Origin of the sequence: Pseudomonas sp. P867 (assembly GCF_019891455.1) — a bacterium.
Classification (GTDB): Bacteria; Pseudomonadota; Gammaproteobacteria; order Pseudomonadales; family Pseudomonadaceae; genus Aquipseudomonas; species Aquipseudomonas synxantha_A.
Genome location: NZ_JAFLXB010000005.1, coordinates 294,490 through 320,155, shown reverse-complemented (window position 1 = coordinate 320,155; position 25,666 = coordinate 294,490). Strand labels below are relative to the sequence as shown.

Here is a 25,666-nt window from a genome sequence, read left to right as displayed (position 1 = left end):
CGTTTTCAATCGGCTGTTATCAAGGTCATGCGTCCTCGATCAAAAGGTCCGTCATCGCGAAATCATTACCGCTAGCTCCCGAAGCGAGGTGAGACACAACTTGCATCTGCATCGACGAGCTGGAAGCGACGAAGACCCCCTCTATTCTTTTCCACGCCATGGCTGTGAACAGCGTTGCCGCAGTAACGGCACCTGCATTCGTACGTAGCGACAACTGTGGGAACGGGGCAGCCCCGTTATAAGTACAGCCAAGCATACTGAAGCGATAACTACGCCCCACCTCAAGCCCAGTCACATTTTTGTATAGAATGACGCCAGCGGTGCCTGAACTGGCAGTACCGTTGGCGATGCAAGACTTTCCAAAAAACGAGGCGTATCTGTTTTCCCCCTGAGAGGCCGCCCCATCGAGCCAACCATTCCGACTGCCGCCTGTAAACGATGTGAAATCCCGGTACTCAGAACGGAAAATCAACCTTAACGATGGGAACATGACCTCGTAACCTTGGTCAGAACGCGGGTTGGGCCTGGCAAAAAATGTAAACGTCAGCGCAGAGTTATTCTTCAAAACCGCCAAGTCAGATCGCTTCACGATATCTGATAATCCTGCGCTGGTATCTGTCACTGGCTTTTTCAGATACACATCAAAGGCGTAGAGACCACCGTTTTGTCGAGTGCCTTCCGCCCGCATCCTGCCTTTCTGCTGCAGCAGGATAAACCACCACTTCTCTACGTCGATATCAGCGTTGCCGGCAAACGCACTTAGGTTCAGAACACCATCCTGAGTAGCGACCGGTGTCGCTTGCCGTACCACAGGAGTCGGTAAACGGTGGGGCACGAGGACTTTCAACAGCAGACTTTCGGACGTTTTAATCCCACAGCGGGTGGTCACTGTGTATTTGATTTCCACGGAGCTACCGATGGAAGCAATCACCGCTGGCGCTGGCAAATGGAAGGTGACAGAGCCTGTTCTGTCACCGGTTTGAGGATCCAACGGCCAACAATTGTCTTCATCATCCTTCCAGCAAAGCTCGATGGTTTGCCTGTCGCTCATACGTAGATAACTCACCACCACGTCTACGCCATCTCGCGCATTCCAGGGTTCCAATTCATCACCCTCAGCCTTGTCGACTTCGGGCGTGGGCAGCACCAGGTCTTCCTGGACGATATGGAAAGTCGCCGCCGGAGCCTCGATAGCTTCTGATCGGTCAGAGGCCTCGCAGAAACTCACGGCAAAATGCAGTTCAAAATCACTGCAATCAGCCAGTTGTTGCAGCTTGTCTCTCGAGATAAACGTCTCAACACCTTTATTCTTCCAGTCCTCAGTAACAGGCGCCTTCGTCAAAATTTCCGATTGGTAGCTACTTCCGTCCTCATGTTCACCGGTGATCCACATCCAGCAGAACGTTGAGCATGTGGCATAGTCGCCAATATGAACAAACGCCGATGCGTCCTCATCGAAAATATTGAGGTTAACCTTGCCGTGAGTGGCCTCTGCAATTTCCGACTTGGAAAGTCTAGGCTTCAGCACATCGACCACCCGCTCCGGCGACTGAGGCTCTGGACCCATCAGATTAGGAAATTGAACGGTATAGCTCAGCGTCATCGGCTTATTAAAGAAACAAGCAATCACACAGCGCGGTAACTTGACGGACGCCGGTTCCCCTCGCTTTCAATATCCACACAACCCAGTAACTTCGATCCGTAGCCGGGACCGCTTACGTAGAAGCAGATCTGATCACCGGCATAAGTGTCCAGCTCCGGCGCATCTATATCTCCCCCATTTTTAGTGAGCTCCGGATTGAGGCACCACTTATCATCGAAAAACGCAGACTGCCGCAAATGGGGAGGCAGCAAATTCTCCAGGCCTTGATCCCCAGTGAAAGCAGCGGTACGACGATGTTGGATTTGAAGAGCGTTCCTGGGAAGACGGGTCTCTTCATCAGGGTTTTCAACTTCAGCCGGCGGTTGGGGCTCCTCGCCACTGGTGATCCAGGCAGCCTGACAAGTAATTGATTCGTAACGTGGCTTTTGACGTGCCAGCCAACCACGAGGAATCGGAAATTCAAGTTTTTCGCCTGATGCTATATCTTCGAGCGTTAATGCATACCCGTAAGCCACGATATAGAAAACGGGTTTTCCACTGAATTGCTCAATAACGACACTGCAATAAATTTTATCTCCAACCTGGGCAAGTGGAGGAATAGGTATTTCAACTATCTCATCGCCTTTGTGATCGTGCATGTCATAGGTTGGCGTATTTTGGAATATCTTTTCATCTCTTAATCGAGGCGCTAGCGCTTTACTTTGTTCTGCAGAGTAAAAAGTCACCCCCACTTCCTTGGTCAGTGAAACGGCTGGTTTACCGCTCACTGTGCCCTCGTACCATACGATCAGCGTGTACCCCATGGACATGGTCAGGTATTTCTGCGGAATCAGGATTTCCCTGGCACCCGGCTGCCCGCTTGAGTCAACAACATCATTCAAGCGGATCTCTGGCGCCTCCTTTATGCTGAACTTTACGGTAATGTCCAACCTGTCCATGCGCGAGTCGACAGTCAGGTATGAGTCCTTCTCCATCGCTTCTGCCGTAATCGTCCCGTACAGCTCACTGGAGATGATGGGCGCGTCGGCTTCTAGCGCCTGCGGCTGTGGCGTAATTGAAGGCGTTGACGCATTGTCGGTATTTGAGGGGGTTTCAGGAATGGATGTTTGCTTGGCCACTTTCAGAACTCCGTGTTCAAGAGAGGTAGGTATCCTCGACCAGCCCAGTCCGGCCAAGGCACTCCCTTAAGTGAGTCCTATTTTTTCGCCCCCGCCTACTGTCAGAATTGACAGTTCGCGCTAAAAAAACGGCGCTGCCCGACCAACGGACAGCGCCCTTTGCGCCTTAGAGCCCCTCCAACTCCGCCATCAAATCACTCAACCGATCCACCTTCTCGGCACTGATTTCATTGGCGGCCAACCCGTGGATATACGCGGCCAACTCCGCCACCGTGCTGCACTCGAACATCGCCCGCAGCGGCACATCGCGCTGCAACGTTTTCTGCACCCGCGAAGCGATCTGCGTAGCCAGCAGCGAGTGCCCACCCAGTTCGAAGAAATTGTCCTGCACCCCTACCCGCTCGACTTTCAGCACTTCGGCCCAGATAGCCGTCAACGTGGCTTCCAGTTCAGTGCGCGGCGCCACATAGTCCTGGCTGTGCAACTGGCCGATCTCCAGGGCCGGCAGGGCCTTGCGGTCGAGTTTGCCGTTGGCATTCAGGGGCAGGCGATCAAGCCATAGCCAATGCAGCGGCACCATGTATTCGGGCAGTTCGGCACGCAGGCGTTGCTTGATGCGCTCCAAGTGTTCGCTCGGGTCCAGCGTGGCGTCGGCAGCCACCAGGTAGCCAACCAGATGTTTGCCATTGACGCCCTCTTGCACACCCACCGCCGCGTCGCGCACCTGTGGTTGCTCGTGCAGGCGCGCTTCGATTTCACCCAGTTCGATGCGGTAGCCGCGAATCTTCACCTGGTGGTCAATACGACCGACATACTCCAGCACACCATCGCTGCGACGCCGCGCCAGGTCGCCGGTACGGTAGAGGCGCTCGCCGGGCGCGCCAAAGGGGTTGGGTACAAACACCTGGGCGGTGCGCAGCGGATCGCTGACGTAGCCGCGACCGACACCGGTGCCGGCGACGCACAATTCGCCGACAGCTCCTTGTGGCACCAACTCCAAGGCGCCATCGAGCAGGTATAAACGGTTGTTGTCGGTCGGCGTACCAATCGGCAGGTAAGTGCCACGGGTCGAGGCCAGGTCGACGCGGAAGAACGCCACATCATCCGAGCACTCCGCCGGGCCATAAGCGTTAACCAGACCAATTTGCGGATAGCGCAGTAACCACTGGTGCGCCAGTTCCGGAGGCATTGCCTCACCCGTCGGCAACATCCAGCGCAAACCATCCAGGCCGATACGCTCCTGGGCCAACATGCCCTGGATCAGCGACGGCACACTCTCCAGCACAGTGATGCCCTGTGCTTGAACGTGCGCCAGCAACCCCTGCGGATCATGAGCAATGGTGTTCGGCACAATATCTACCCGCGCACCAAACAGCGGCGCGGCGAGGAACTGCCAGACGGAAATATCAAAGCTTTGCGAAGCGGTCTGGGCGATCACATCCGCGTCGCTCAGACCCAGATACGGCACCTTGCTCAACTGGTTGTTGAGCATCCCGCGCTGTTCAACCATCACGCCCTTGGGCAAGCCGGTGGAGCCCGAGGTATAGATCACGTAGGCGAGGTTGTCCGGGCCACTGTAGGCACCTGGGTTTTCGCCACGGGCAGGGATTTCCTCCCACACCAGCAACTGGCAATCGACCCCTTCGAGCAGTTCGATGGCCTGTTCCCGGCACGCCTCGGTGCACACCAGCAAGGGCGTGCGGCTCAGGTCGATGATGCGGCTCAGGCGCGGACCCGGCAGCCCCGGATCCAGCGGCAGGTAGCCGGCACCGGCCTTGAAGCTGCCGATGATCATGCCCAGCAGGTCCAACCCACGTTCAGCCAGCAACGCCACCGGTTGGTCCAGGCCCACACCCGCCGCAATCAGCGCGTGGCCCAGGCCATTGCTGCGGCGGTTCAGCTCGTCATAGCTCCATTGCTGGTCGAGGCAACTGGCGGCGATACGCTGCGGATGTTGCGCCACCTGTTGCTCGAACAACTCGATGTAGCTGCGCTCCAGCGGGTAGGCATGTGCGCTCTGGTTACAGCCTTCCACCAGGAATTCACGTTCCTGCTCGCCAATCAGCGGCAAATCAGCCATGTCGCCATGGAAGCCTTGCACCAGCGCCAGCAGCAGGCGCTTGAACTCACTGAGCATGCCTTGCACGGTGCTTTCGTCGAAGTAGCGCTGATCGTAGGACAGGTGCAAACCAAGGTCATCCCCTGGATAACACACGGCAGTCAGCGGGAAGTTGGTGTGGGTACGCCCGGAATCCGAGGTGGCATTCAGGCTTTGCGCACGGTCCAGCACCGAGACTTCCACCGGGGCGTTTTCGAACACAAACAGGCTGTCGAACAACGGCTGGCCCTTGGGCAATTCGCTGTGCTCCTGGATGGTCACCAGCGGCAGGTATTCGTACTCGCGCAGCTGCATATTGCTGTCGAGCAAGGCGCTCAACCACTGGCGCACGCTGCAAGGCTGGCCGTCCTCGGGCAGTTTCACCCGCAGTGCGATGCTGTTGATAAACAGGCCGACGGTACGTTGCATCTCAGGCATCTCTACCGGGCGCCCGGCCACCGTGACACCGAACAACACATCGCGATCGCCACTCAAGCGACGCAGCACCAATGCCCATGCCGCCTGGGCAAAGGTGTTGACGGTGAGCTGGTGCGCCTGCGCCAGTTCACGCAGTTGCGCACCGTCACGGGCATCGAGGCGGGTGTAGCAGTCGCCCACCACCATGCCGCCGCTGCCGCCGGCATGTTCGCGCAGGAACGGGCGATCGCTCGGGATCGGCGTGGTGCGTTCGAAGCCTTGCAGGTTTTGTTGCCACCACTGGCGCGCTTCATTGAGGTTCTGGCGTTGCAGCCAGGCGATGTAGTCGCGGTAGCGCGGCGGCGTCGCCAGTTGCGCGTCGCGACCCTCGCCCAGGGCCATGTAGATATCGAAGAAGTCATTCATCAACAGCGAACGGCACCATGCATCGATGAGGATGTGGTGGTTGCTCATCATGAACCAGTAACGTGCCTCCCCCACGCGGATCAGGCGCAAGTGGAACGGGGCCTGGTTGAGCAGATCGAATCCTGCTTCACGCTCGGCCTTGAGCAACGCTTGCAGGCGCGGTTCCTGCTCATCCTGCGGGTCGGCGCTCCAGTCCAGGTATTCAATCGGCGTGCTGCCGGGCTTGTGGATCACTTGCAGCATGTCTTCGCCGACGTTCCAGCAGAACGAAGCGCGCAAGGCTTCATGGCGGGCGATCACCGCTTGCCAGGCCTGGGCGAAACGCTCGGGGTCCAGGGCACTGTTGATGCGGTAACGGTCCTGCATGTAATACAGGCCGGTGCCCGGTTCCAGCAAGGTATGCAGCAACAGGCCCTCTTGCATCGGGGTCAGCGGATAGACGTCTTCGATGGCGCTGGCCGGAACCGGCAAGGCATCCAGTTGCGCCTGGGTCAGGTGCGCCAAGGGGAAATCGGACGGTGTGAGGCCTCCGGCATCGTCCTGCAGGCAATGGGCGATCAGGCTGCGCAGTTCGGCCAGGTAGGCGTCGGCCAGATTGCGGATGGTGTGCGCATCGTGGCGCTCACGGCTGAAGGTCCAGCGCAGCACCAGCTCACCGCCGTAGACCTGGCTGTCGACACTCAGCTCATTGGGCAGCGGTGCGTCCGGATCATGGGCCAGGCCGGCGGACTCATCCAGCGGGTGGAACAGCGCCTCGGCGCCAAAGCTCTGGTCGAACTGACCGAGGTAGTTGAAGGTGATGTCGGCGCCTGGCAATGCCGCCATGCTGCGTTTGCACAGGTCGTCCGCCAGGTAGCGCAGCACGCCGTAGCCCAAGCCCTTGTGCGGCACGCCGCGCAGTTGCTCCTTGATCGCCTTGATCGAGGCGCCCTGCTCGGCCAGCGGGGTCAGACGCAACGGGTAGGCGCTGGTGAACCAACCGACGCTGCGCGTCAGGTCGATCTCATCGAACAACGGTTCGCGGCCGTGGCCTTCCAGCTGAATCAAAGCCGAGTCGTGGCCGCTCCAGCGGCACAGCACGCGGGCCAGGGCCGTCAACAACAAGTCGTTGACCTGGGTGCGGTAGGCGCTCGGCGCTTGCTGCAACAGTTGGCGCGTGGTCTCTGCGTCCAGGCGCACGCTGACCGTCTCGGCGTCACGATTGCGCAAGCTGCCTTGCGCGCGTGCCACCGGCAGTGTCACGGCCGGGCCGGCCAACTGGTCCTGCCACAGGCTTAACTCTTCGCGCAGGGATTCGCTGCCGGCGTACGCCTGCAAACGCGCGGCCCAATCGCGCAACGCGCTGGTCTTGGCCGGCAGGCTGACAGACTGGCCGTCACTGAGTTGGCGATAAACGTTTTGCAGATCCTCCAGCAATACACGCCACGACACGCCATCGACCACCAGGTGATGGATCGCGATCAGTAAGCGCTGCTGGCCCTGCGGCCCGTCCACCAGCAACGCACGCAACAGCGGCCCGTGCTCAAGGTCGAGGCTGCGCTGGGTATCGGTGAACAGCGCGGTGCATTGCTCCATGTCGCGCACCTGCGCCTGCATCAGCACGCCGCCTTCCGGCACGGCCAGGTGTTCGGCATGCCACTGCGCGTCGCGCCGGGTGAAGCTCAGGCGCAGCGCGTCGTGATGTTCCAGCACCGCCAGCAACGCTTGCTCCAGGCGATGGGGGTCGAGCAGTTGCAATGGCTTGAGCACCAGCGCCTGGTTCCAGTGCTGGCGCGCCGTAATATCGGTGTCGAAGAACCAATGCTGGATCGGCGTAAGCCCAGAGCTGCCGGTCAATACACCTTGCTCAGCGGTGACCTGCTGCGAACGGGTGGCGACAGCGGCCAGGGTTTGCACGGTCTGGTGCTGGAACAGGTCACGGGGGCTGAAATGGATCCCGGCCTGGCGCGCCCGGCTGACCACCTGGATCGACAGGATCGAGTCACCGCCCAGTTCAAAGAAGTTATCGTCGAGGCCGACTTGCTGCACATTCAACACCGCGCACCAGATGGCGGCCAGGCTGTGTTCCAGCTCACTGCGGGGCGCCACGTAGGCTTGGCGATTGGCCTCAGGGTCCGGCTCAGGCAAGGCGCGGCGGTCGAGCTTGCCGTTGGCGGTCAGCGGCATACTGTCCAGCACGATCAAATGCGCAGGCACCATGTAGTCCGGCAGTTGCGCCTTGAGGTGCGCCTTCAGCGCCTCGCGCAAGGCGACAGGCTCGGCATCGCTGACCAGGTACGCAACCAGTTGCTTGCCGCTCGGTGCATCCAGGGCCAGCACTACCGCTTCGCGCACGGCGGCATGTTCGAGCAAGCGCGTTTCAATCTCGCCCAACTCGATACGGAAACCGCGAATCTTCACCTGGTGGTCGATACGCCCCAGGTATTCCACCAGGCCATCGGCGCGTTGGCGCACCAGGTCGCCGGTGCGGTACAGGCGCCCGCCCTTGGCGGCAAACGGATCGGCGACAAACCGCTCCGCCGTCATCCCTGGCCGGCGGTGGTAGCCCTGGGCCAGGCCGGCACCGCCGATATACAACTCACCACTGGCGCCTTGGGGCACCAGCGCCAGGTCGGCGTCGAGAATGTAGGCCACGCGCTCACCGATGATGCTGCCAATCGGCACGCTGCCGGCGCCCTCCTCCAACTGCTGCGGCGCCAGGCTGGCCAGCGGCATCACCACGGTTTCGGTGGGGCCATAGGCGTTGAAGAACACCTCAGGCATGAACGCCGCACGAATACGTTGCAGGTGCTCGCCGGTCAAGGCTTCGCCACCGGTGATGCACATGCGCACCGGCAAGGTCTGCTGCCGGGTCGCCAGCCACTGCGCCAACTGGCTGCCATAGCTGGGGGTAAAGCCAAGGATATTGATGCGATGGGTACGAATCAGCGCGCAGATTTCTTCGGCATCCCACTGGCCCTGGGCGCGCAATACCACGTGGGCACCGCTGAGCAGCGGCACCAGCAAACGCTCGGTGGCGGCGTCGAAGTTGATCGAATAAAAGTGCAGCTCGCAGTCATCCGGACGCATACCGAACCGTTCGATCACCGCCTGACAATGCATGGCGATTTCACCGTGGGACACCACCACGCCCTTGGGCTTGCCAGTGGAGCCGGAGGTATAGATCAGGTACGCCTGGTGTTGCGCCAGGCTCACAAACGGCAGCGCATCGGCAGGGTAATTCTCCAGCACCGGCAGGTCGTCTTCCAGGCACCAGCACGCCACGGTCGTCGGTAATTCGCCGAGGGCTTCGAACATCGCCGCATCGCTGAGCAGCAGGCCGATGTCGCTGTCCTCGATCATGTAATGCAGGCGGTCCAACGGGTATTCCGGGTCCAGCGGCACGTAGGCGCCACCGGCCTTGAGGATCGCCAGCAGGCCGATGACCATTTCCAGCGAGCGCGGCAGTGCCAGGCCGACCCGTACCTGCGGGCCCACCCCGCGCTCGCGCAGCATCCAGGCCAGGCGGTTGGCGCGGGCGTCCAGCTCAGCATAAGTGAGCGTCACACCGGCAAAGGTCAGCGCTGGGGCATCGGCACGCTGGCTGGCTTGATGGCTGAACAGCTGATGGATGCATTGGTCGAGGCGATGCTCGCCCTTCTCAACCCCGAGGCTGTCCTTCAATGCGCGCTGTTCATCTGCGCTCAGCAACGGCAATTCGCTGAGACGCTGCTGCGGGTTGGCGATCAAGGCGTGCAACAGGTTGCGCCAATGTTCGGCCATGCGCGCAATGCGCGGTTCATCAAACAGGTCGGTGCTGTAGGTCAGGCAGCAACCCAGGCGATGGTCGAGGTCGGTGACTTCCAGGTTAAGGTCGAACTTGGTCGCCCGCGCATCGTTGGCCAGGTACTCGACGGTCATGCCCGCCAGTTGGCGGCTCTGCTGGAACTCCCAGCGCTGCACGTTGCACATCACCTGGAACAGTGGGTTATACGCGGCACTTCGCGCCGGTTGCAGGGCTTCCACCAGATGATCGAACGGCAGGTCCTGGTGAGACTGGCCCTCGATCACCGTATGACGGACTTGCTCGAACAGCTGGGCGACACTCATCTGCCCATCGAGCTGGCAACGCAGCACCTGGGTGTTGAGGAACGCGCCGATCAGCCCTTCGCTTTCCGGACGAATGCGGTTGGCGACCGGCGCGCCGATGCGCAGGTCGGTCTGGCCGCTGTAGCGGTAGAGCAACACGGCCAGGGTGGCGGTCATGGTCATGAACAGCGTGAGGCCGCGCTCGGCATTGAAGGCGCGCACGCGGGCCGCCAACTCATCGCTCAGGTCAAAGCGGTACAGCTCGCCCTGGTGGCTTTGTACCGCAGGCCGTGGGCGATCACCGGGCAGTTCCAGCAGAGGATGTTCAGTGCCCAGTTGCGCGGTCCAGTAATCCAGCTGGCGTTGGCGCTCGCCGGACTCCAGCCACTGGCGCTGCCACACGCTGTAGTCGAGGTACTGCACCGGCAGCGGCACCAGCGGCGAATCGCGTTCGTCGATAAAAGCTTCGTACAAGGCGCTGAGTTCACGGGCAAAGATGTCCATGGCCCAGCCTTCGGTGACGATATGGTGCAGGGTCAGCACCAGGTAGTGTTCCTGCTCGCCGGCCTTGACCAGGCAGGCCCGCAGCAGCGGCCCGGTTTCCAGGTTGAACGGCGTGTGCGCTTCTTGATCCGCCAGTTGCTGCAAACGCTGTTGGCGCTCGGTTTCGCTCAGCGCTGAGAAGTCCTGCCAGTCCATGCGCACGCCGGTCTGCGGTGCGACGTTCTGGCACGCCACGCCGTCAACGCTCGGGAAGGTGGTACGCAGGGTTTCGTGACGCATGATCAATGCCTGCAACGCCGCCTCGAAACGTTGCACATCCAGCACGCCGCGCAGGCGCGCCATGCCGCCGACGTTGTAGGCCGGGCTGTCCGGTTCCATCTGCCAGAGGAACCACATGCGCTGCTGGGAATAGGACAACGGCACCGGCGCGCTGCGGTCGACCTTGGCGATTGCGCTTTGTTGGTTGCGCTGCCCCGCCGCCTGGATCAGCCCGACCTGCTCGACAAAGGCGCCCAACTCACTGGCTTCGAACAGGGTGCGCAACGGCAGCTCGACGTCACACGCCTGGCGGGTGCGCGAGATGATTTGCGTGGCCAGCAACGAGTGCCCGCCCAAGGCGAAGAAGTCATCGCGCAGGCCAATGCGCGGCAGGCCCAAGACCTCGCGCCAGATCGCGGCGATTTGCAGCTGCAAAGGCGTGTGCGGTTCGACGTGTTCGCGGGTTTGCCAGACCGGCTCGGGCAAGGCGCGCCGGTCGAGCTTGCCGCTGGGGCTCAGCGGCATGGCGTCCAGGCGCATCAGCAGCGCGGGCACCATGTATTCCGGCAATTGGGCGGCCAGGGCGGTTTTGACCTGTTGCTCATCCAGTTCGGTGTGGGCGGTGTAGTAGCCGATCAACTGCGCGTCGCGCACCAGCACCACGGCTTGGGCGATACCGTCCTGGGCCAGCAGGCGTGCTTCGATTTCTTCCGGTTCCACCCGGAACCCACGCAGTTTGACCTGCTGGTCCAGGCGCCCGAGGTATTCAAGCACGCCATCGGCACTCCAGCGCGCCCGGTCACCGGTGCGATACAGGCGTGCGCCCGCCGCACCCAAGGGGTCCGCAACAAAGCGTTCGGCCGTCAGCCCGGCACGACCAAGATAACCACGCGCCAGGCCGATGCCGCCGATGCACAACTCGCCCGGCACCCCGGCCGGCAGCGGGTTAAGCTGCTCGTCGAGCACGCGGCAGATCACATTGCCCAACGGCCGACCAATCGGCGAGCGCTCACCATCAGTGGCGGAGCAATGCCAATGGGTGACGTTGATTGCGGTTTCGGTCGGGCCATAACGGTTGTGCAACTGCACTGCCGGCAACTGCGCCAACACGCGGTTGCGCAACTCGGCGGGCAAGGCTTCGCCGCCGGAGAACATACGGCGCAAGCTGGTGCATTCGGCTGCCAGCGGTTCATCGATAAACAGCTGTAACAACGGTGGCACAAAGTGCAGCGTGGTCACGCCATGTTCCTGCACCAACTGCGCGATGCGGTGCGGGTCGCGGTGTTCACCCGGCCCCGCGAGCATCAGGCGGCAACCGGTGATCAGCGGCCAGAAACACTCCCACACCGACACGTCGAAACTGATCGGCGCCTTTTGCATCAGTACATCGGTTTCATTCAATTGATAGGTGGCCTGCATCCACTGCAAACGTTCTGCCAGCGCGCCATGGGTGTTGCCCACGCCCTTGGGTTGGCCGGTGGAACCGGAGGTATAAATCACGTAGGCAAGGTTGTCGCCATGCAGGTGCAAGCCCGGTGCCTGGGTTGGCCAGCTGTCGAGGTGCAGGCTGTCCATGGCGATCACGCACACGCCTTCGGCAGTCGGCAACTGCTCCAGCAACGCGGTTTGGGTCAGCAGCAGGTGTACGCCACTGTCCTTGAGCATGTAGGCCAGGCGCTCGGCAGGGTAATCCGGATCGAGCGGCACGTAGGCGCCACCGGCCTTGATGATGGCCAGCAGGCCGATCAGCAGTTGCGGCGAACGCTCGGCGGCGATGGCCACACACACGTCCGGGCCGACGCCTTTGTCGCGCAGGTAGTGAGCCAGGCGGTTGGCCTGGGTATGCAGTTGGGCGAAGGTCAGGCTGCCGTGCTGCCAGACCAGCGCAGTGGCGTCCGAATTCTGTTGGCTGAGCAACTCAGGCAACCACTGCCGGGCCGGCTCGCAGGGCGCTTCGCCCCAGGGTTGCTGCTGGCCGGGCGACATCAACGGCAGGTCGCCGATGGCCTGTTGCGGTTGCTCGCAGACCGCTTGCAACACGCTGACGTAGTGCTCGGCCAGGCGCTGGATAGTCGCGCTTTCGAACAGCTCATCGGCGTAGTCGAACGACAGGCTGAAGCGCCCGTTGTGATCTTCCTCGCTATGCAGTTGCAGGTCGAACTTGGCTTCGCGGCTGTGCCATGGCAGTTCATCGGCCAACAGCCCCGGCAAGCGGCGCAAGGCACTCAGGTCACGTTGCTGGTGGTTGAACATCACCTGGAACAGGCCCTGTTCACGGGCCTGGGGGAAGGCTTCCAGCAATTGTTCGAAGGGCAAGTCCTGATGGGCCTGGGCCCCCAACGCACTGTGGCGGGTGGCGGCCAGCAGTTGGTCGAACGGCAGGCGCCCGTCCAGCTCGGCACGCAGTACCAGGGTGTTGATAAAGAAACCGATCAGGCCCTGGGTTTCCTGGCGCGGGCGGTTGGCATTGGGCACGCCGATGCGAATATCGCGCTGGCCGCTGTAGCGATGAAGCAAGGTCTGGAACGCCGCCAGCAATAGCATGAACGGGGTCGACTCATGAGCCTGAGCGGTTTGGCGAATCGCGGCGCTGAGGCGTGTATCCAGACGCAGACTGTGGCGCGAGGCGCTGTGCCGATGCTGGGCCGAACGCGGATGATCGGTGGCCAGGTTCAAGGCCGGATGCTCCTCACCCAACTGCGCCGTCCAGTACGCCAACTGGCGCGAGCCTTCGCCTTCGGCCAGCCATTGGCGCTGCCAGCTGCCGTAGTCGGCGTAGTGCAGGGCCAGCGGCAGCAGCTCAAGGGGCTGGCCCTGGACGGCAGCGGCGTACAGGCGCGAGAACTCGTCGATCAGGATATTCAGCGACCAGCCGTCGGCGATGATGTGGTGCAGCGTCACCAGCAGTTGGTGGTCTTCATCGTCCAGGCGCACCAGGGTAACCCACAGCAGCGGGCCTTTCTCCAGGTCGAATTGGGTACGCGCTTCATCTTCGCGAATCTGCTGCGCACGCGCTTGGCGCTCGGCAGCGGGCAAGTCACTGAGGTCGATGACTTGCAGCGCAAAATCCGTCGCGGCCTCGACACGCTGAAAGCCCTGACCCTCGCGCTCGTAAAAACGCGTACGCAGGGCTTCGTGGCGTTGGATCAGTTGCTGGAAGCTTGCGCGCAACGCCTCTTCATCCAGCTCGCCACGCAGGTGCAAGGCGCCGGGAATGGTGTAGGCGCTGCTGTGCGGGTCCAACTGCCAGGTGATCCACAGGCGGTTCTGTGCCAGCGACTGGGGCAGCTCTTCCTGGCGCGACAACGCGTGAATCACGCCCTGGGCAACGCCGCCGTCCTGTTGCAATTGCGCCACGCCCGCCGCAAAGGCAGACAGCGTCGGTGCTTCGAACAGCAGGCGCAGGTTCAGTTCCAGGCCCAGGGTTTCACGCAGGCGGGCGACCACTTGGGTGGCGCTGATGGAGTTGCCACCCAGCAGGAAGAAATGGTCATCGGCGGCCACGCTGGGCAGTTGCAGTTGCTCGCACCAGATCGCCGCGATCTGTTGTTGCACATCAGACGCCAGCGCCGCCCCGCTCGCAGCCTCTTGTACTCCGGGGAATTGCGCATAGCTATCGAGGCTGCCATCGGCGTGGCGAATCGCACAGGCTGCGCGCTGTACCTTACCGCTGGACGTCTTCGGCAGCGCACCGGGGTTAAGCAGCACCACCACGCTCGGGGCTTGCTGGCAGGACTCGGCCACCGCTTGGCGGATCGCTTTGATCAGTGCTTCTGGCGGCAGGATTTTCTGCACGCTGCGGCTGATTTCCGCAGCAATGCCGATGCCCTCCAGGCCCTGGTCATTCACGGCAAAGGCGGCGACGCGACCTTTGCGCACCACCTCCACTTCACGCTCGATGGTCTGTTCAATGTCCTGGGGGTAGAGGTTGTGGCCGCGCACGATCAGCAGGTCTTTGAGGCGACCGGTGATATACACCTCGCCGTCGCGGATGAAACCCAGGTCACCGGTGCGCAACCAGGTGCGGCCGGCGTGCTGAACGAAGGTCTTGGCGCTGGCTTCGGGGTTGCGCCAGTAACCGTGGGCGATACTCGGCCCCGTGGCCCAGAGTTCGCCGACACAGTTGTCGGCAAGCTCGGTGAGGGTATGCGGGTCGGCGATCAGCACAGCGTGGTCCGGCTGGCTGGTGCCGCAACTCATGATCGCACTGCCCTGGCCCGGTTCGGCACGGTTGGCGGCCAGCGCTTGCTCGTCCATGTGCATCGCGGGAATCCCGCAACCACGGGTGCCGCCGGCAACAAACAGGGTCGCTTCGGCCAAACCGTAGGAGGCGAAGAAGTTGTTCGGAGTGAAACCGCAGACGGCGAATTTTTCCGCGAAGCGCTCCAGGGTATCGAGGCGAATCGGCTCGGAGCCGGAATAGGCCACGCGCCAGCGGCTCAAATCCAGGCGTTCGAGGGCCGACTCGCTGACCCGCTCGCTGCACAGGCGGTAGGCGAAATCCGGACCGCCACTGATGGTGCCGCCGTATTCGCTGATCGCTTCCAGCCAACGCAACGGTCGGCCGAGAAAATAGGCCGGCGACATCAACACACAGGGCACGCCGCTGAAAATCGGTTGCAGCAGGCCACCGATCAGGCCCATGTCGTGATACAGCGGCAACCAGCTGACGATCACATCATCGGGGTTGAGGTCGATACCGAAGCCACGACGGATCAGCACTTCGTTGGCCACCAGGTTGCCATGGCTGACTTGCACGCCCTTGGGCAAGGCGGTGGAGCCCGAGGTGTATTGTAGGAAGGCGATGTCGTCGGCCTGCAATTGGGGCTCGACCCAGTGCTCGGCAAGCTGCGCCTCCAGGGTGTCCACGCTCAGGACCGGCGGCGCATTTTCAATCTGCGCCAGGTCCTCGCTGAGGCTGGCAATCGTCAACAACAGGCGCGGCTCGGCATCGCTGATGATCGATAGCAGGCGCTCCTGGTGATGGCGGCGCGTGGACTCCGGCGGATACGCCGGCACCGCGATCACCCCGGCGTACAGGCACCCAAAGAACGCTGCGACGTAGTCCGGGCCGCTGGGGAACAGCAGCACCGCCCGTTCGCCCAGGCCGGCATTGGCTTGCAAGGCGGCGGCGATGGTGCGGGCGCGTTGGTCCAGGTCGCGGTAGCTGAGTACCACACTCTGCTCGGCGCTGTCGGCGAGGAAGCGCAACGCGACCTGATCCGGTGTCTGCGCAGCGCGGCGTTGAAGGGACTGGGCCAGGGTGCGGGGGAGTTCGAAGGCGTCCATCATGGGGTTCCTGCCTGAAATCGGCTTACGGGAAATTCGGGAAATCGGTGAGGTTCAGCCGGCGGCAAGTTGCCGTGCCGCGCCAATGCGCCAGCGCGCCAAGTGCTCGTCGGCATAGCGCCGCAGGCAGCGCAATACGGCGCTTTCGTGCTGTACGAGAAAGAAGTGATGGCCGTCGAACATATCCAGGGAGAAACCGCTGGCGGCGTCGAGTTGCCAGTCGAGCAACTGGTCGGCGCGTACGCTGTCCTGCTTGCCGCCAAACACATGGATTGGCAGGCCAAGCGGCTCGCGCTCGCCGTAGATGAAACTGCCGCACAGCAGAAAGTCGGCGCGCAGGATCGGCAACATCAACTGCATCAACTCGGGGCTGGCCAGGGCTTCTTCGGCAGTGCCCTGCAATTCGCGCAGGCGGGCGATGAGTTGGGCATCGGTCTTCTCGATAGCGTATTCGCTGACATCGCGCCGCGCCGGGCCAGCCGTGCCTGAAGCAAATAACGCCAGGGGCGCAGGCACATTGCGCGCGCTCAAGGCATGGGCCAACTCAAACGCCAACAGCCCACCCAGGCTGTGACCGAACAAGGCATAAGGACCGTCGAGATCACGGCTGATTTCCTCAGCCAATTGCGCCGCCAGAGCCTTGATATCGCGCTGCAACGGCTCGTCCATGCGCCTGCCGCGCCCGGGTAATTCCAGCGGGCATACCTGCAACCAATCCGGCAGGACGCGGCGCCAGCGAGCATAGACCGAGGCGCTGGCGCCTGAGTGGGGCAGGCAAAACAGACGCAGCCGGGCGGGCGTATTCATCACGCAAGCACTCCAAACCGACACATGCCCAATGCACGATAAAAACCCATCTGCTCCTCCTGCGGGTGCTGATCCTTGGCCGTTTGTTAACAAGCCTGTCACCCAGAAGAACGGACGGCCCCGGCAAATAATTAGTCGCAGGCGGCGAGCGAGACGTAGTTCACACCTTCCACAAAGGCATAAGATTAGTTCGCCTTCTCATTTGACAATCATTATCATTCAGCATAATTTGTTGCCCGATGTGTAGGAGGCCTCAGCAAGGACGCCCTCCCCTAACCTCTTTTGCGACAAGGTGATTTCCATGACGGAACAAGTATCCACAGGCAGGTGCGACTCACCCCTTCTGCAGGCGTTCGTCGATAATCGACTGATATTGGTGAAGATCGCCGCACGCATTACCGGGTGCCGCTCCCGTGCCGAAGACGTGGTACAGGACGCCTACTTCCGATTGCAGTCAGCGCCGACGATCACTTCATCGTTCAAAGCCCAACTGAGTTACCTGTTCCAGATCGTGCGTAACCTGGCGATCGATCATTACCGCAAGCAGGCCCTGGAGCTCAAATACTCCGGGACCGAAGAGGAAGGCTTGAATGTGGTTATTCACGGCGCTTCACCGGAAACGTCGCACATCAATTTCAACACCCTGGAAAACATCGCCGACGCCCTGACGGAATTGCCCCAGCGCACTCGCTATGCGTTTGAGATGTACCGCCTGCATGGCGTGCCGCAAAAGGATATCGCCAAGGAGTTGGGGGTTTCGCCGACATTGGTGAACTTCATGATTCGCGATGCGCTGGTGCATTGCCGCAAGGTGTCGGGCAGCCACAGCGATACGTTTGCACGCAGGGTTTGAGCGCGGCATAAACATATAGTGTGGAAGGAGCGGCGCGGGCAATCGGTAACCACGATGCGAAGCGAGCCGCTCTTGATCTGCTTTTGATCTTGATCTTAGGCGCCCCGTCAAACCACGCTGGCCGTAATCCGCCATCGGGGGCAAGCCCCCTCCCACATTTGGATCTTGGCGTGTCAGGTAGATATGCGCCAGCTATCCGACCGTCACGGGAGCCAGCTCCCTCGCGCCCCATCAAAAAGGTTTCAAATCCCCCTCAGGGCACTGGCGTCAGATCAATACGATACGGCTCGAAAATCTTCAGCATCTGCCCATTGTCCCGCAAGCCCTTGAGCAATGCGGAAAACGCCTCTGCCGTGATCGGTGCCTTGGGCCGCAGCAACGCGTAATGGTGATACACCTGGTCAATGCGCTCGGACACCAGAAATTGCCCGGCCATGTCCACATTGCGCACCAGAAAATCACTCAGGTACGAACGCGTCACCAAGGCAATATCAGCCCGCCCACGCGCGACCATCAACAGGTTGCTGTCATGGGAATAGGTCAAGGTGGCGTTGAAGTGCTGGGCCATGTTCCTGGGGTCGGGGTTGAAGCCCGCAAACGCATAGTGATAGCCGCTGAAGACTGCCAGGCGCTTGCCGGCAAGGTCGGCAAAATAGCTTTCGTCGCGACCTGGCTGACGTTGGGCGACGAAGATTTCTGCGTCTTCCAGGCCCATGTCGACGCTGGTATGGGCAATATCCCGCCAGCCCCAGGACGGATTCTCGAAAATCGCCATGTCGACCCGGCCTTGCTCGAAATCGCGGAAACGCCGGGGAATAGATGTGGGTACCAATACAAACTGGTAGTCGGTTTGCGCAGCGTTCAGGGCCTCGATCAATTGCGGCAGCAAACCGGTGTCGGCACCTTGTTCAGGACGTACGGTGTAAGGCGGAAAGTGCGCCGCGCCGATCCTCACCAATTGCGCAGCGCCCGCCTGCGTCCACGCGGCGCTGCCCAGTGCCCATAATGCAAGTCCTGCAGCCAGCCGCCATGGCGAAAACATCGAGGCACACACCGTTGAATATTCTGATGGCGCTAAGCTAGGCGTTTTTATCGGGGGAGACAACGTTCGCCCTCAAATTAATAACGTGCACCTCAATCCGCCTTTAACACCATCAGCAGGGCCTCTTCGGCCAATTCTTCAAGGGTCAGGCTGCCCTGGGTACGGAACCAGGTAGTGGTCCAGGACAACGCGCCCGTCAGGAAGCGCCGAGTAATAAACACGTCACCGCGGATATACCCGGCGGTCTTGGCCTCACCCAATACCTGCAACCAGATATCTTCATAAACGTCGCGCAAGGCCAGCACCTGGGCCTGGCCCTCGGCCGACAGCGAACGCCATTCGTAGACCAGCACCGCCATGGCCTCGCCGCTGCCGCCCATGATCGACTGCAACTCGCAGCGAATCAGCGCCAGCACACGCTCGCGCACAGTGCTCGCCTCCTCCAGCGCGGCGCGCATCATTGCGGTGTTGTAGTGGATGGTTTCTTCCATCACCGCCCGCAGAATCTCGTCCTTGCTCTTGAAATGATGAAAGATGCTGCCCGACTGTATGCCCACGGCGCTGGCAAGGTCACGCACGGTAGTGCGCTCAAAACCCTTGTTGCGAAACAGGTGAGCCGCGGTTTGCAGCAATTTGCCCCGGGCGCTCTCGGGGTCGGTCAATCGGCCACCGGCGACCATGGCGCGCATCACCCCCAGGGCTTTGTGCTCATCCATGCTGCTCTCCTTCACTTGTGCTGACATCTTGGGCGGCAATTTAGGCCGTGGCCGCCACCCAAGCAAGCGCTTGGGTAAAACTTGTGCGCACAGTTTACAAACCAAGCGCTTGCTTGGTAGTCTCGACACCAGCCCCTGGAGGAAGGATTTCTCATGAGCACAACGGTTCGTATCGGCTGCGCCAGCGCCTTCTGGGGTGACACCTGCACGGCGGCCGCTCAATTGGTGCAAGGCGGCGCCCTGGATTACCTGGTGTTCGACTACCTGGCGGAAGTCACCATGTCGATTCTCGCCGGAGTACGCACGAAAGACCCCAAGGCCGGTTACGCCACGGACTTTGTCGAGGTCCTCACGCCCTTGCTGGCGGATCTCCAACGCCAGGGCATCCGCGTGATCAGCAATGCCGGCGGCATCAACCCCCAGGCCTGCGCCTCCGCCCTGCAAGCGGCCTGCGACCAGGCCGGCATTGCGCTGAAAATCGCGGTGCTGCTCGGCGATGACCTGCACCCCCAACTCAAACACCTGCCCAACGTCACCGACATGTTCAATGGCGCCCCGCTGCCACCTTTGTGCGTGTCCGCCAATGCCTACCTCGGCGCGCCGGGGATTGCCCAGGCCCTGGGGCTTGGCGCCGATATCGTCATCACCGGCCGAGTGGTCGACAGCGCGGTGGTCAGCGCGGCCTTGGTGCACGAGTTCAACTGGTCATGGCAAAACTACGATCATCTGGCCCAGGCCGCCCTGGCCGGGCATATCATCGAATGCGGTGCCCAGTGCACCGGCGGCAATTTCACCGATTGGCGCGACGTACCGGACTACGAGCACATCGGCTTCCCCATCGTCGAAGTCAGCGCCGACGGCCAGTTCACCGTCAACAAAGTCGAAGGCAGCGGCGGCCTGATCAGTGAACTCAGCGTGGCCGAACAGCTGCTGTATGAAATCGCTGATCCGCGCGCCTATCTGCTGCCGGATGTGATCTGCGATTTCAGCCAGGTCAAGTTGCAGCAGCAAGGCAAGCATTCAGTGCGCGTGCACGGCGCCAAGGGGCTGCCACCCACCGATCAGTACAAGGTCAGCGCCACCTATCCTGATGGTTTCCGCTGTACCGCCAGTTGCCTGCTTGCCGGGATCGACGCGGTGGCCAAGGCCGAGCGGGTCAGCCAGGCGATCATCAACAAGACCGAGCAACTGTTCAGCCAACGCGGTTGGGCGCCCTACACCGACGTGAACATTGAGCTGCTGGGCAGCGAAGCCACCTACGGCGCCCATGCCCGGCGTGAGGATTGCCGCGAAGTGGTGATGAAACTGGCCGTGAGGCACCCGAGCAAACAGGCCCTGGTGCTGTTCGCCCGCGAGATCGCGCAAGCGGCCACCGGCATGGCGCCGGGGCTCACCGGCATCGTCGGCGGGCGGCCTACGGTCTACCCGTTGATTCGGCTGTTTTCGTTTCTGATCGACAAGGCGGCCTGTGCACTGAGCATCGATTATCAAGGCCAACGCCATGCCGTCGAACTGCCCGCCGCGCTCCCCCTACGCACGCCCGCTGCCCCCATCGAACCGCCCAAACCCCAAGGCCGCGCCGACGCCAGCGTGCCCCTGGTGAAACTTGCCGTGGCGCGCTCCGGTGACAAGGGCAACCACAGCAATATCGGCGTGATCGCCCGCCACCCCGACTACCTGCCATGGATCGCCGAAACGCTGACCCGGGAGGTGATCGTCGATTGGATGAGCCACGTGCTCGACCCCCTTCACGGCCGCGTCGAGCGCTGGTATCTACCCGGCAGCCACAGCCTGAATTTCCTGCTGGAAAATGCCCTGGGCGGCGGTGGTATCGCCAGCCTGCGCATCGACCCGCAAGGCAAAGCCTTTGCCCAGCAACTGCTGGAAATCCCCATCGCCGTGCCGCAACACATTGCCGACCAACTCACCTAAAGGACCGTCGCCGTGGCCTTCGACTCGATCTTCAAAGCCGACCTGTTCCAGGGGCAAACCGTGATTGTCACCGGAGGCGGCAGTGGCATTGGCCGCTGCACCGCCCATGAGCTGGCGGCCTTGGGCGCTCGCGTGATCCTGGTGGGTCGCAAGCCGGAAAAACTGCAGAAGGTCGCAGCGGAAATTGTCGAAGATGGCGGCGTCGCCCATTGGCATGTCTGTGATATTCGTGATGAAGAGGCGGTGAAGGCGCTGGTCACGCAGATTCTGCACGACCATGGCCCCATCCATGGCCTGGTCAATAACGCCGGCGGCCAATACCCCTCGCCCCTGGCCGCCATCAACCAAAAGGGCTTTGAAACCGTACTGCGCACCAACCTGGTGGGTGGTTTCCTGGTGGCGCGGGAAGTGTTCAACCAGTCGATGAGCAAGCACGGTGGATCAATCGTCAACATGCTCGCCGACATGTGGGGCGGTATGCCCGGCATGGGCCATTCCGGCGCAGCGCGCGCGGGCATGGATAATTTCACCAAGACCGCCGCGTTTGAATGGGGCTATGCCGGGGTGCGCGTCAACGCCGTGGCGCCCGGCTGGATTGCCTCCAGCGGCATGGACACCTATGAAGGCGCGTTCAAGGCCGTGATCCCCACCTTGCGCGAGCATGTGCCGCTCAAACGCATCGGCACCGAGTCGGAAGTCAGCGCGGCCATCGTTTTTCTACTCAGCCCGGCCGCGGCCTTTGTCAGCGGCAGCACGCTGCGCATCGACGGTGCCGCCAGCCTGGGCAGTCGGGCATGGCCGCTGCACAAGGCGCAGGCGCCGAGCCAACCCTTCAATGGGTTCCACCGCGCCTATCTGCCGGATGTGCTCAAGACGGAGCAATAACACGATGCCGACGATTGAAACCCTGGTCGATCCCCACAGCCCACAGTTCGCACAGAATAGCACCGCCATGCTGGCCGCCATTGCCCAGTTGCACCAACTGGAACACAACCTGCTGGCCAAGGCTGAGGAGGCCAGGCCCAAGTTCGACAAGCGCGGCCAATTGCTGCCCCGCGAGCGCCTCAACCTGCTGCTCGACCCGGGCGCGCCGTTTCTGGAACTGGCCAGCCTGGCCGGCTACAAACTCCACGACGACAAGGACGGCAGCGCCGCCGGTGGCGGGCTGATCGCCGGCATCGGCTATGTCAGCGGCGTGCGTATGTTGGTGGTGGCCAACAACAGCGCGATCAAGGGCGGCACCATTTCCCCCTCGGGCCTGAAGAAATCCCTGCGCCTGCAACAGATCGCCATGGAGAACAAACTGCCGGTGGTGACCCTCGCCGAAAGCGGCGGCGCCAACCTTAATTATGCCGCCGAGATTTTCGTCGAAGGCGCGCGCAGCTTTGCCAACCAGGCGCGCATGTCGGCGATGGGCCTGCCGCAGATCACCGTGGTGCATGGCTCGGCCACGGCAGGCGGTGCCTATCAGCCGGGCTTGTCGGATTACGTGGTGGTGGTGCGCGGCAAGGCCAAGCTGTTCCTTGCCGGGCCACCACTGCTCAAGGCCGCCACCGGCGAAGTCGCCAGCGACGAAGATTTGGGCGGTGCGCAGATGCACGCCCAAACCGCCGGCACCGCTGAATACCTGGCGGAAAATGATGCCGATGGCGTGCGTATCGTGCGAGAAATTGTCGGCCTGCTGCCGTGGAATGACCGGCAGCCGCCAGCGGTAAAAAACGCCTATACCGAGCCGCTGTACCCCATCGACGAGTTGCTGGGGCTGATCCCCGATGATCCGAAAAAGCCCTACGACGTGCGCGAAATCCTCGCGCGCCTGGCCGACGCCTCTCATTTCCTGGAGTTCAAAAGCGAGTTCGACGCCCATACCGTCTGCGGCCATCTGCATATCCAGGGCCGTGCCGTTGGTGTGATCGGCAACAACGGCCCCATCACGCCGAAAGGCGCCAGCAAGGCCGCGCAGTTTATCCAGCTGTGTGATCAGAGCCGTACGCCGCTGCTGTTCCTGCACAACACCACCGGCTTCATGGTTGGCACCGAGTCCGAACAGCAAGGGGTGATCAAGCACGGTGCAAAGATGATTCAGGCGGTGGCCAACGCCCGCGTGCCCAAGCTCACGGTGGTGGTCGGTGGCTCCTACGGTGCCGGTAACTATGCGATGTGCGGGCGCGGCCTTGACCCCCGCTTTATATTCGCCTGGCCCAACAGCCGCACAGCGGTCATGGGCGGCGCGCAAGCCGGCAAGGTGCTGCGCATCGTCACCGAGGCCAAGCAGTTGAAGGACGGCCTGGTGCCCGACCCAAAGGTGCTGGACATGCTCGAACAGGTCACCGCGCAGAAGCTCGACAGCCAGTCCACGGCGCTCTACGGCAGCGCCAATCTGTGGGATGACGGGTTGATCGATCCACGGGATACCCGCACCTTGCTTGGGTTCCTGCTGGATATCTGCCATGAGGCTGAACTAAGGCAACTGCAACCGAACAGCTTTGGTGTGGCGCGATTCTAATCAGGAGAACAATAAAAATGATCTTCACCCAGGAACACCAGGAACTGCGCCGCACCGTGCGCGCCTTCGTCGACCGCGAGATCAACCCCCATGTCGACGAGTGGGAAAAAGCCGGGCGCTTTCCCATCCACGAGATCTTCCGCAAGGCCGGCGACCTGGGCCTGCTGGGCATTTCCAAGCCGCAGCAGTTCGGCGGCATGGGCCTGGACTACAGCTACTCCATCGTCGCCGCCGAAGCGTTCGGCAGCATCCGCTGTGGCGGCATCCCCATGTCCATCGGCGTGCAGACCGACATGTGCACCCCGGCCCTGGCCCGCTTCGGCTCCGATGAATTGCGCGAGGAGTTCCTGCGCCCGGCCATCAGCGGTGAACAGGTCGGCTGCATCGGCGTGTCGGAAACCGGCGCCGGCTCCGACGTGGCCGGGCTCAAGACCCATGCGCGTAAAGACGGCGACGACTATGTGATCAACGGCAGCAAGATGTGGATCACCAACTCGCCCAGCGCCGACTTTATCTGCCTGCTCGCCAACACCTCCGATGACAAGCCGCATATCAACAAGTCGCTGATCATGGTGCCGATGAACACGCCGGGCATCAGCGTCAGCCCGCCCCTGGAAAAGCTCGGCATGCACAGCTCCGAAACCGCCCAGGTGTTCTTCGACGACGTGCGTGTGCCGCAGCGCAACCGCATCGGCCATGAAGGCGCAGGCTTCATGATGCAGATGCTGCAGTTCCAGGAAGAACGCCTATTTGGCGCGGCCAATATGATCAAGGGCCTGGAGTACTGCATCGACAGCACCATCGAATACTGCAAAGAGCGCCAGACCTTCGGCAAGGCGCTGATCGACAACCAGGTGATCCACTTCCGCCTGGCCGAACTGGCCACCGAAATCGAGTGTCTGCGTGCGTTGGTCTACCAGGCTACCGAGCAGTACATCAAGGGCCAGGACGTGACTCGCCTGGCGTCCATGGCCAAGCTGAAGGCCGGACGCCTGGGCCGTGAGGTCAGCGACAGTTGCCTGCAATATTGGGGCGGCATGGGCTTCATGTGGGACAACCCGGTGGCCCGCGCCTACCGCGACGTGCGCCTGGTATCGATTGGCGGCGGTGCCGACGAAATCATGCTGGGCATCATCTGCAAACTGATGGGCACCCTGCCCGGTAAAAAGCCATGAGTACCCTGCTGCTGGAAGCCCATAATGGCGTGCTGCATATCACCCTCAACCGGCCCGAATGCCGCAATGCAATGAGCCTGGCCATGGTCAGGGAACTGCGTGCAGTACTGGCGCAATTGGACAGACAGGTACGCGCCGTGGTGATCAGCGGTGCGGGGGGGCATTTCTGCGCGGGGGCCGATGTGAAGGACCTGGTCGGCGCGGGGGATCAGTTACACGCGTTGAACCGCGCGTTTGGCACCTTGCTGCAAGAGGTGCAAGCGCTGCCGCAGGTGGTGATCGTAGTGCTGCAAGGCGCGGTGCTGGGCGGTGGGTTTGGGTTGGCCTGTGTGAGCGATATTGCGATCGCCGAACACAAGGCGCAGTTCGGCTTGCCGGAGACCACCCTGGGGTTGTTGCCGGCGCAGATAGCGCCGTTTGTGGTCAAGCGCATCGGCTTGACCCAGGCACGGCGGCTGGCGCTGACGGCGGCGCGGTTTGATGGGGTCGAGGCTGGCCGTTTGGGCGTGGTGCATTTTGTCGAGCACGATGCCCAGGCACTGGCGCAGCGGCTGGATGAAGTGTTGGGGCAGGTATTGCAGTGCGCGCCGGGGGCCAATGCGCGAACCAAATCCCTGTTGCTGGCAAGCGTGGATGAGCCGCTTGATGCAGTACTGGACCGCGGGGCGCAGTGGTTTGCCGAGGCGGTGAGAAGCGAGGAAGGGATTGAGGGGACGCAGGCGTTTGTGCAGAAGCGAAAGCCGGGTTGGTCTCGATGACGCCATCGCAGGCAAGCCAGCTCCCACAGGGAACACATTTCAAATGTGGGAGCTGGCTTGCCTGCGAAGAGGCCCCAACACACGCCACATCCAGTA

Annotated in this window: 12 protein-coding genes; 6 read left to right on the top strand and 6 right to left on the bottom strand. The window is 61.9% G+C overall.

The window, feature by feature from the left end; genetic code table 11:
- Positions 1-25 precede the first annotated feature (25 nt).
- The 4 genes from J1G33_RS12185 to J1G33_RS12170 form a co-directional block, all read right to left on the bottom strand.
- Positions 26-1,603, bottom strand: a complete 1,578-nt coding sequence (locus J1G33_RS12185; protein WP_223018149.1) for a hypothetical protein — start codon at positions 1,601-1,603, stop codon at positions 26-28.
- A gap of 23 nt (positions 1,604-1,626) precedes the next feature.
- Positions 1,627-2,721: a hypothetical protein gene (locus J1G33_RS12180; protein WP_223018148.1), complete on the bottom strand. Its 1,095-nt coding sequence runs from the start codon at positions 2,719-2,721 to the stop codon at positions 1,627-1,629.
- Positions 2,722-2,887: 166 nt separating this feature from the next.
- Entirely contained in the window at positions 2,888-15,784 is a 12,897-nt protein-coding gene (locus tag J1G33_RS12175; RefSeq protein WP_223018147.1) for a non-ribosomal peptide synthetase, read from the bottom strand.
- 51 nt (positions 15,785-15,835) lie between these two features.
- The gene (locus J1G33_RS12170; RefSeq protein ID WP_032880094.1) at positions 15,836-16,588 is read right to left on the bottom strand and encodes an alpha/beta fold hydrolase; all 753 of its coding nucleotides are present in this window, start codon (positions 16,586-16,588) and stop codon (positions 15,836-15,838) included.
- Positions 16,589-16,889: 301 nt separating this feature from the next.
- Between J1G33_RS12170 and J1G33_RS12165 the strand changes: the two genes are divergently transcribed.
- Complete coding sequence (locus tag J1G33_RS12165) at positions 16,890-17,441, top strand: RNA polymerase factor sigma-70 (RefSeq protein ID WP_005789991.1); 552 nt, start codon at positions 16,890-16,892, stop codon at positions 17,439-17,441.
- Between the two features lie 253 nt (positions 17,442-17,694).
- Here the strand turns inward: J1G33_RS12165 and J1G33_RS12160 are convergent, their stop codons facing one another.
- Together J1G33_RS12160 and J1G33_RS12155 are read right to left on the bottom strand one after the other, a co-directional pair.
- Complete coding sequence (locus J1G33_RS12160; protein WP_078821952.1) at positions 17,695-18,483, bottom strand: transporter substrate-binding domain-containing protein; 789 nt, start codon at positions 18,481-18,483, stop codon at positions 17,695-17,697.
- Between the two features lie 92 nt (positions 18,484-18,575).
- Complete coding sequence (locus J1G33_RS12155; RefSeq protein WP_005789994.1) at positions 18,576-19,199, bottom strand: TetR/AcrR family transcriptional regulator; 624 nt, start codon at positions 19,197-19,199, stop codon at positions 18,576-18,578.
- A 153-nt stretch (positions 19,200-19,352) separates the two neighbouring features.
- Here J1G33_RS12155 and J1G33_RS12150 point away from each other — a divergent pair, with 153 nt between their 5' ends.
- The 5 genes from J1G33_RS12150 to J1G33_RS12130 are packed head-to-tail and all read left to right on the top strand — an operon-like array spanning position 19,353 to position 25,570.
- Positions 19,353-21,131 carry an acyclic terpene utilization AtuA family protein gene (locus tag J1G33_RS12150; protein WP_223018146.1) on the top strand — a complete coding sequence of 593 codons (1,779 nt, stop codon included), beginning with the start codon at positions 19,353-19,355 and terminating at the stop codon, positions 21,129-21,131.
- A gap of 12 nt (positions 21,132-21,143) precedes the next feature.
- The gene (locus tag J1G33_RS12145) at positions 21,144-22,016 is read left to right on the top strand and encodes an SDR family oxidoreductase (protein ID WP_103733698.1); all 873 of its coding nucleotides are present in this window, start codon (positions 21,144-21,146) and stop codon (positions 22,014-22,016) included.
- Positions 22,017-22,020: 4 nt separating this feature from the next.
- Positions 22,021-23,637 carry an acyl-CoA carboxylase subunit beta gene (locus tag J1G33_RS12140; protein WP_223018145.1) on the top strand — a complete coding sequence of 539 codons (1,617 nt, stop codon included), beginning with the start codon at positions 22,021-22,023 and terminating at the stop codon, positions 23,635-23,637.
- 17 nt (positions 23,638-23,654) lie between these two features.
- Positions 23,655-24,812 (top strand): citronellyl-CoA dehydrogenase, encoded by a 1,158-nt coding sequence (gene atuD / locus J1G33_RS12135; protein ID WP_148852721.1) that lies wholly within the window; start codon positions 23,655-23,657, stop codon positions 24,810-24,812.
- Positions 24,809-25,570, top strand: coding sequence for an enoyl-CoA hydratase-related protein (locus J1G33_RS12130; protein WP_223018144.1), 762 nt, complete (start codon positions 24,809-24,811; stop codon positions 25,568-25,570). The genes atuD and J1G33_RS12130 overlap by 4 nt, the downstream gene beginning before the upstream one ends.
- The last annotated feature ends 96 nt before the right edge of the window (positions 25,571-25,666 follow it).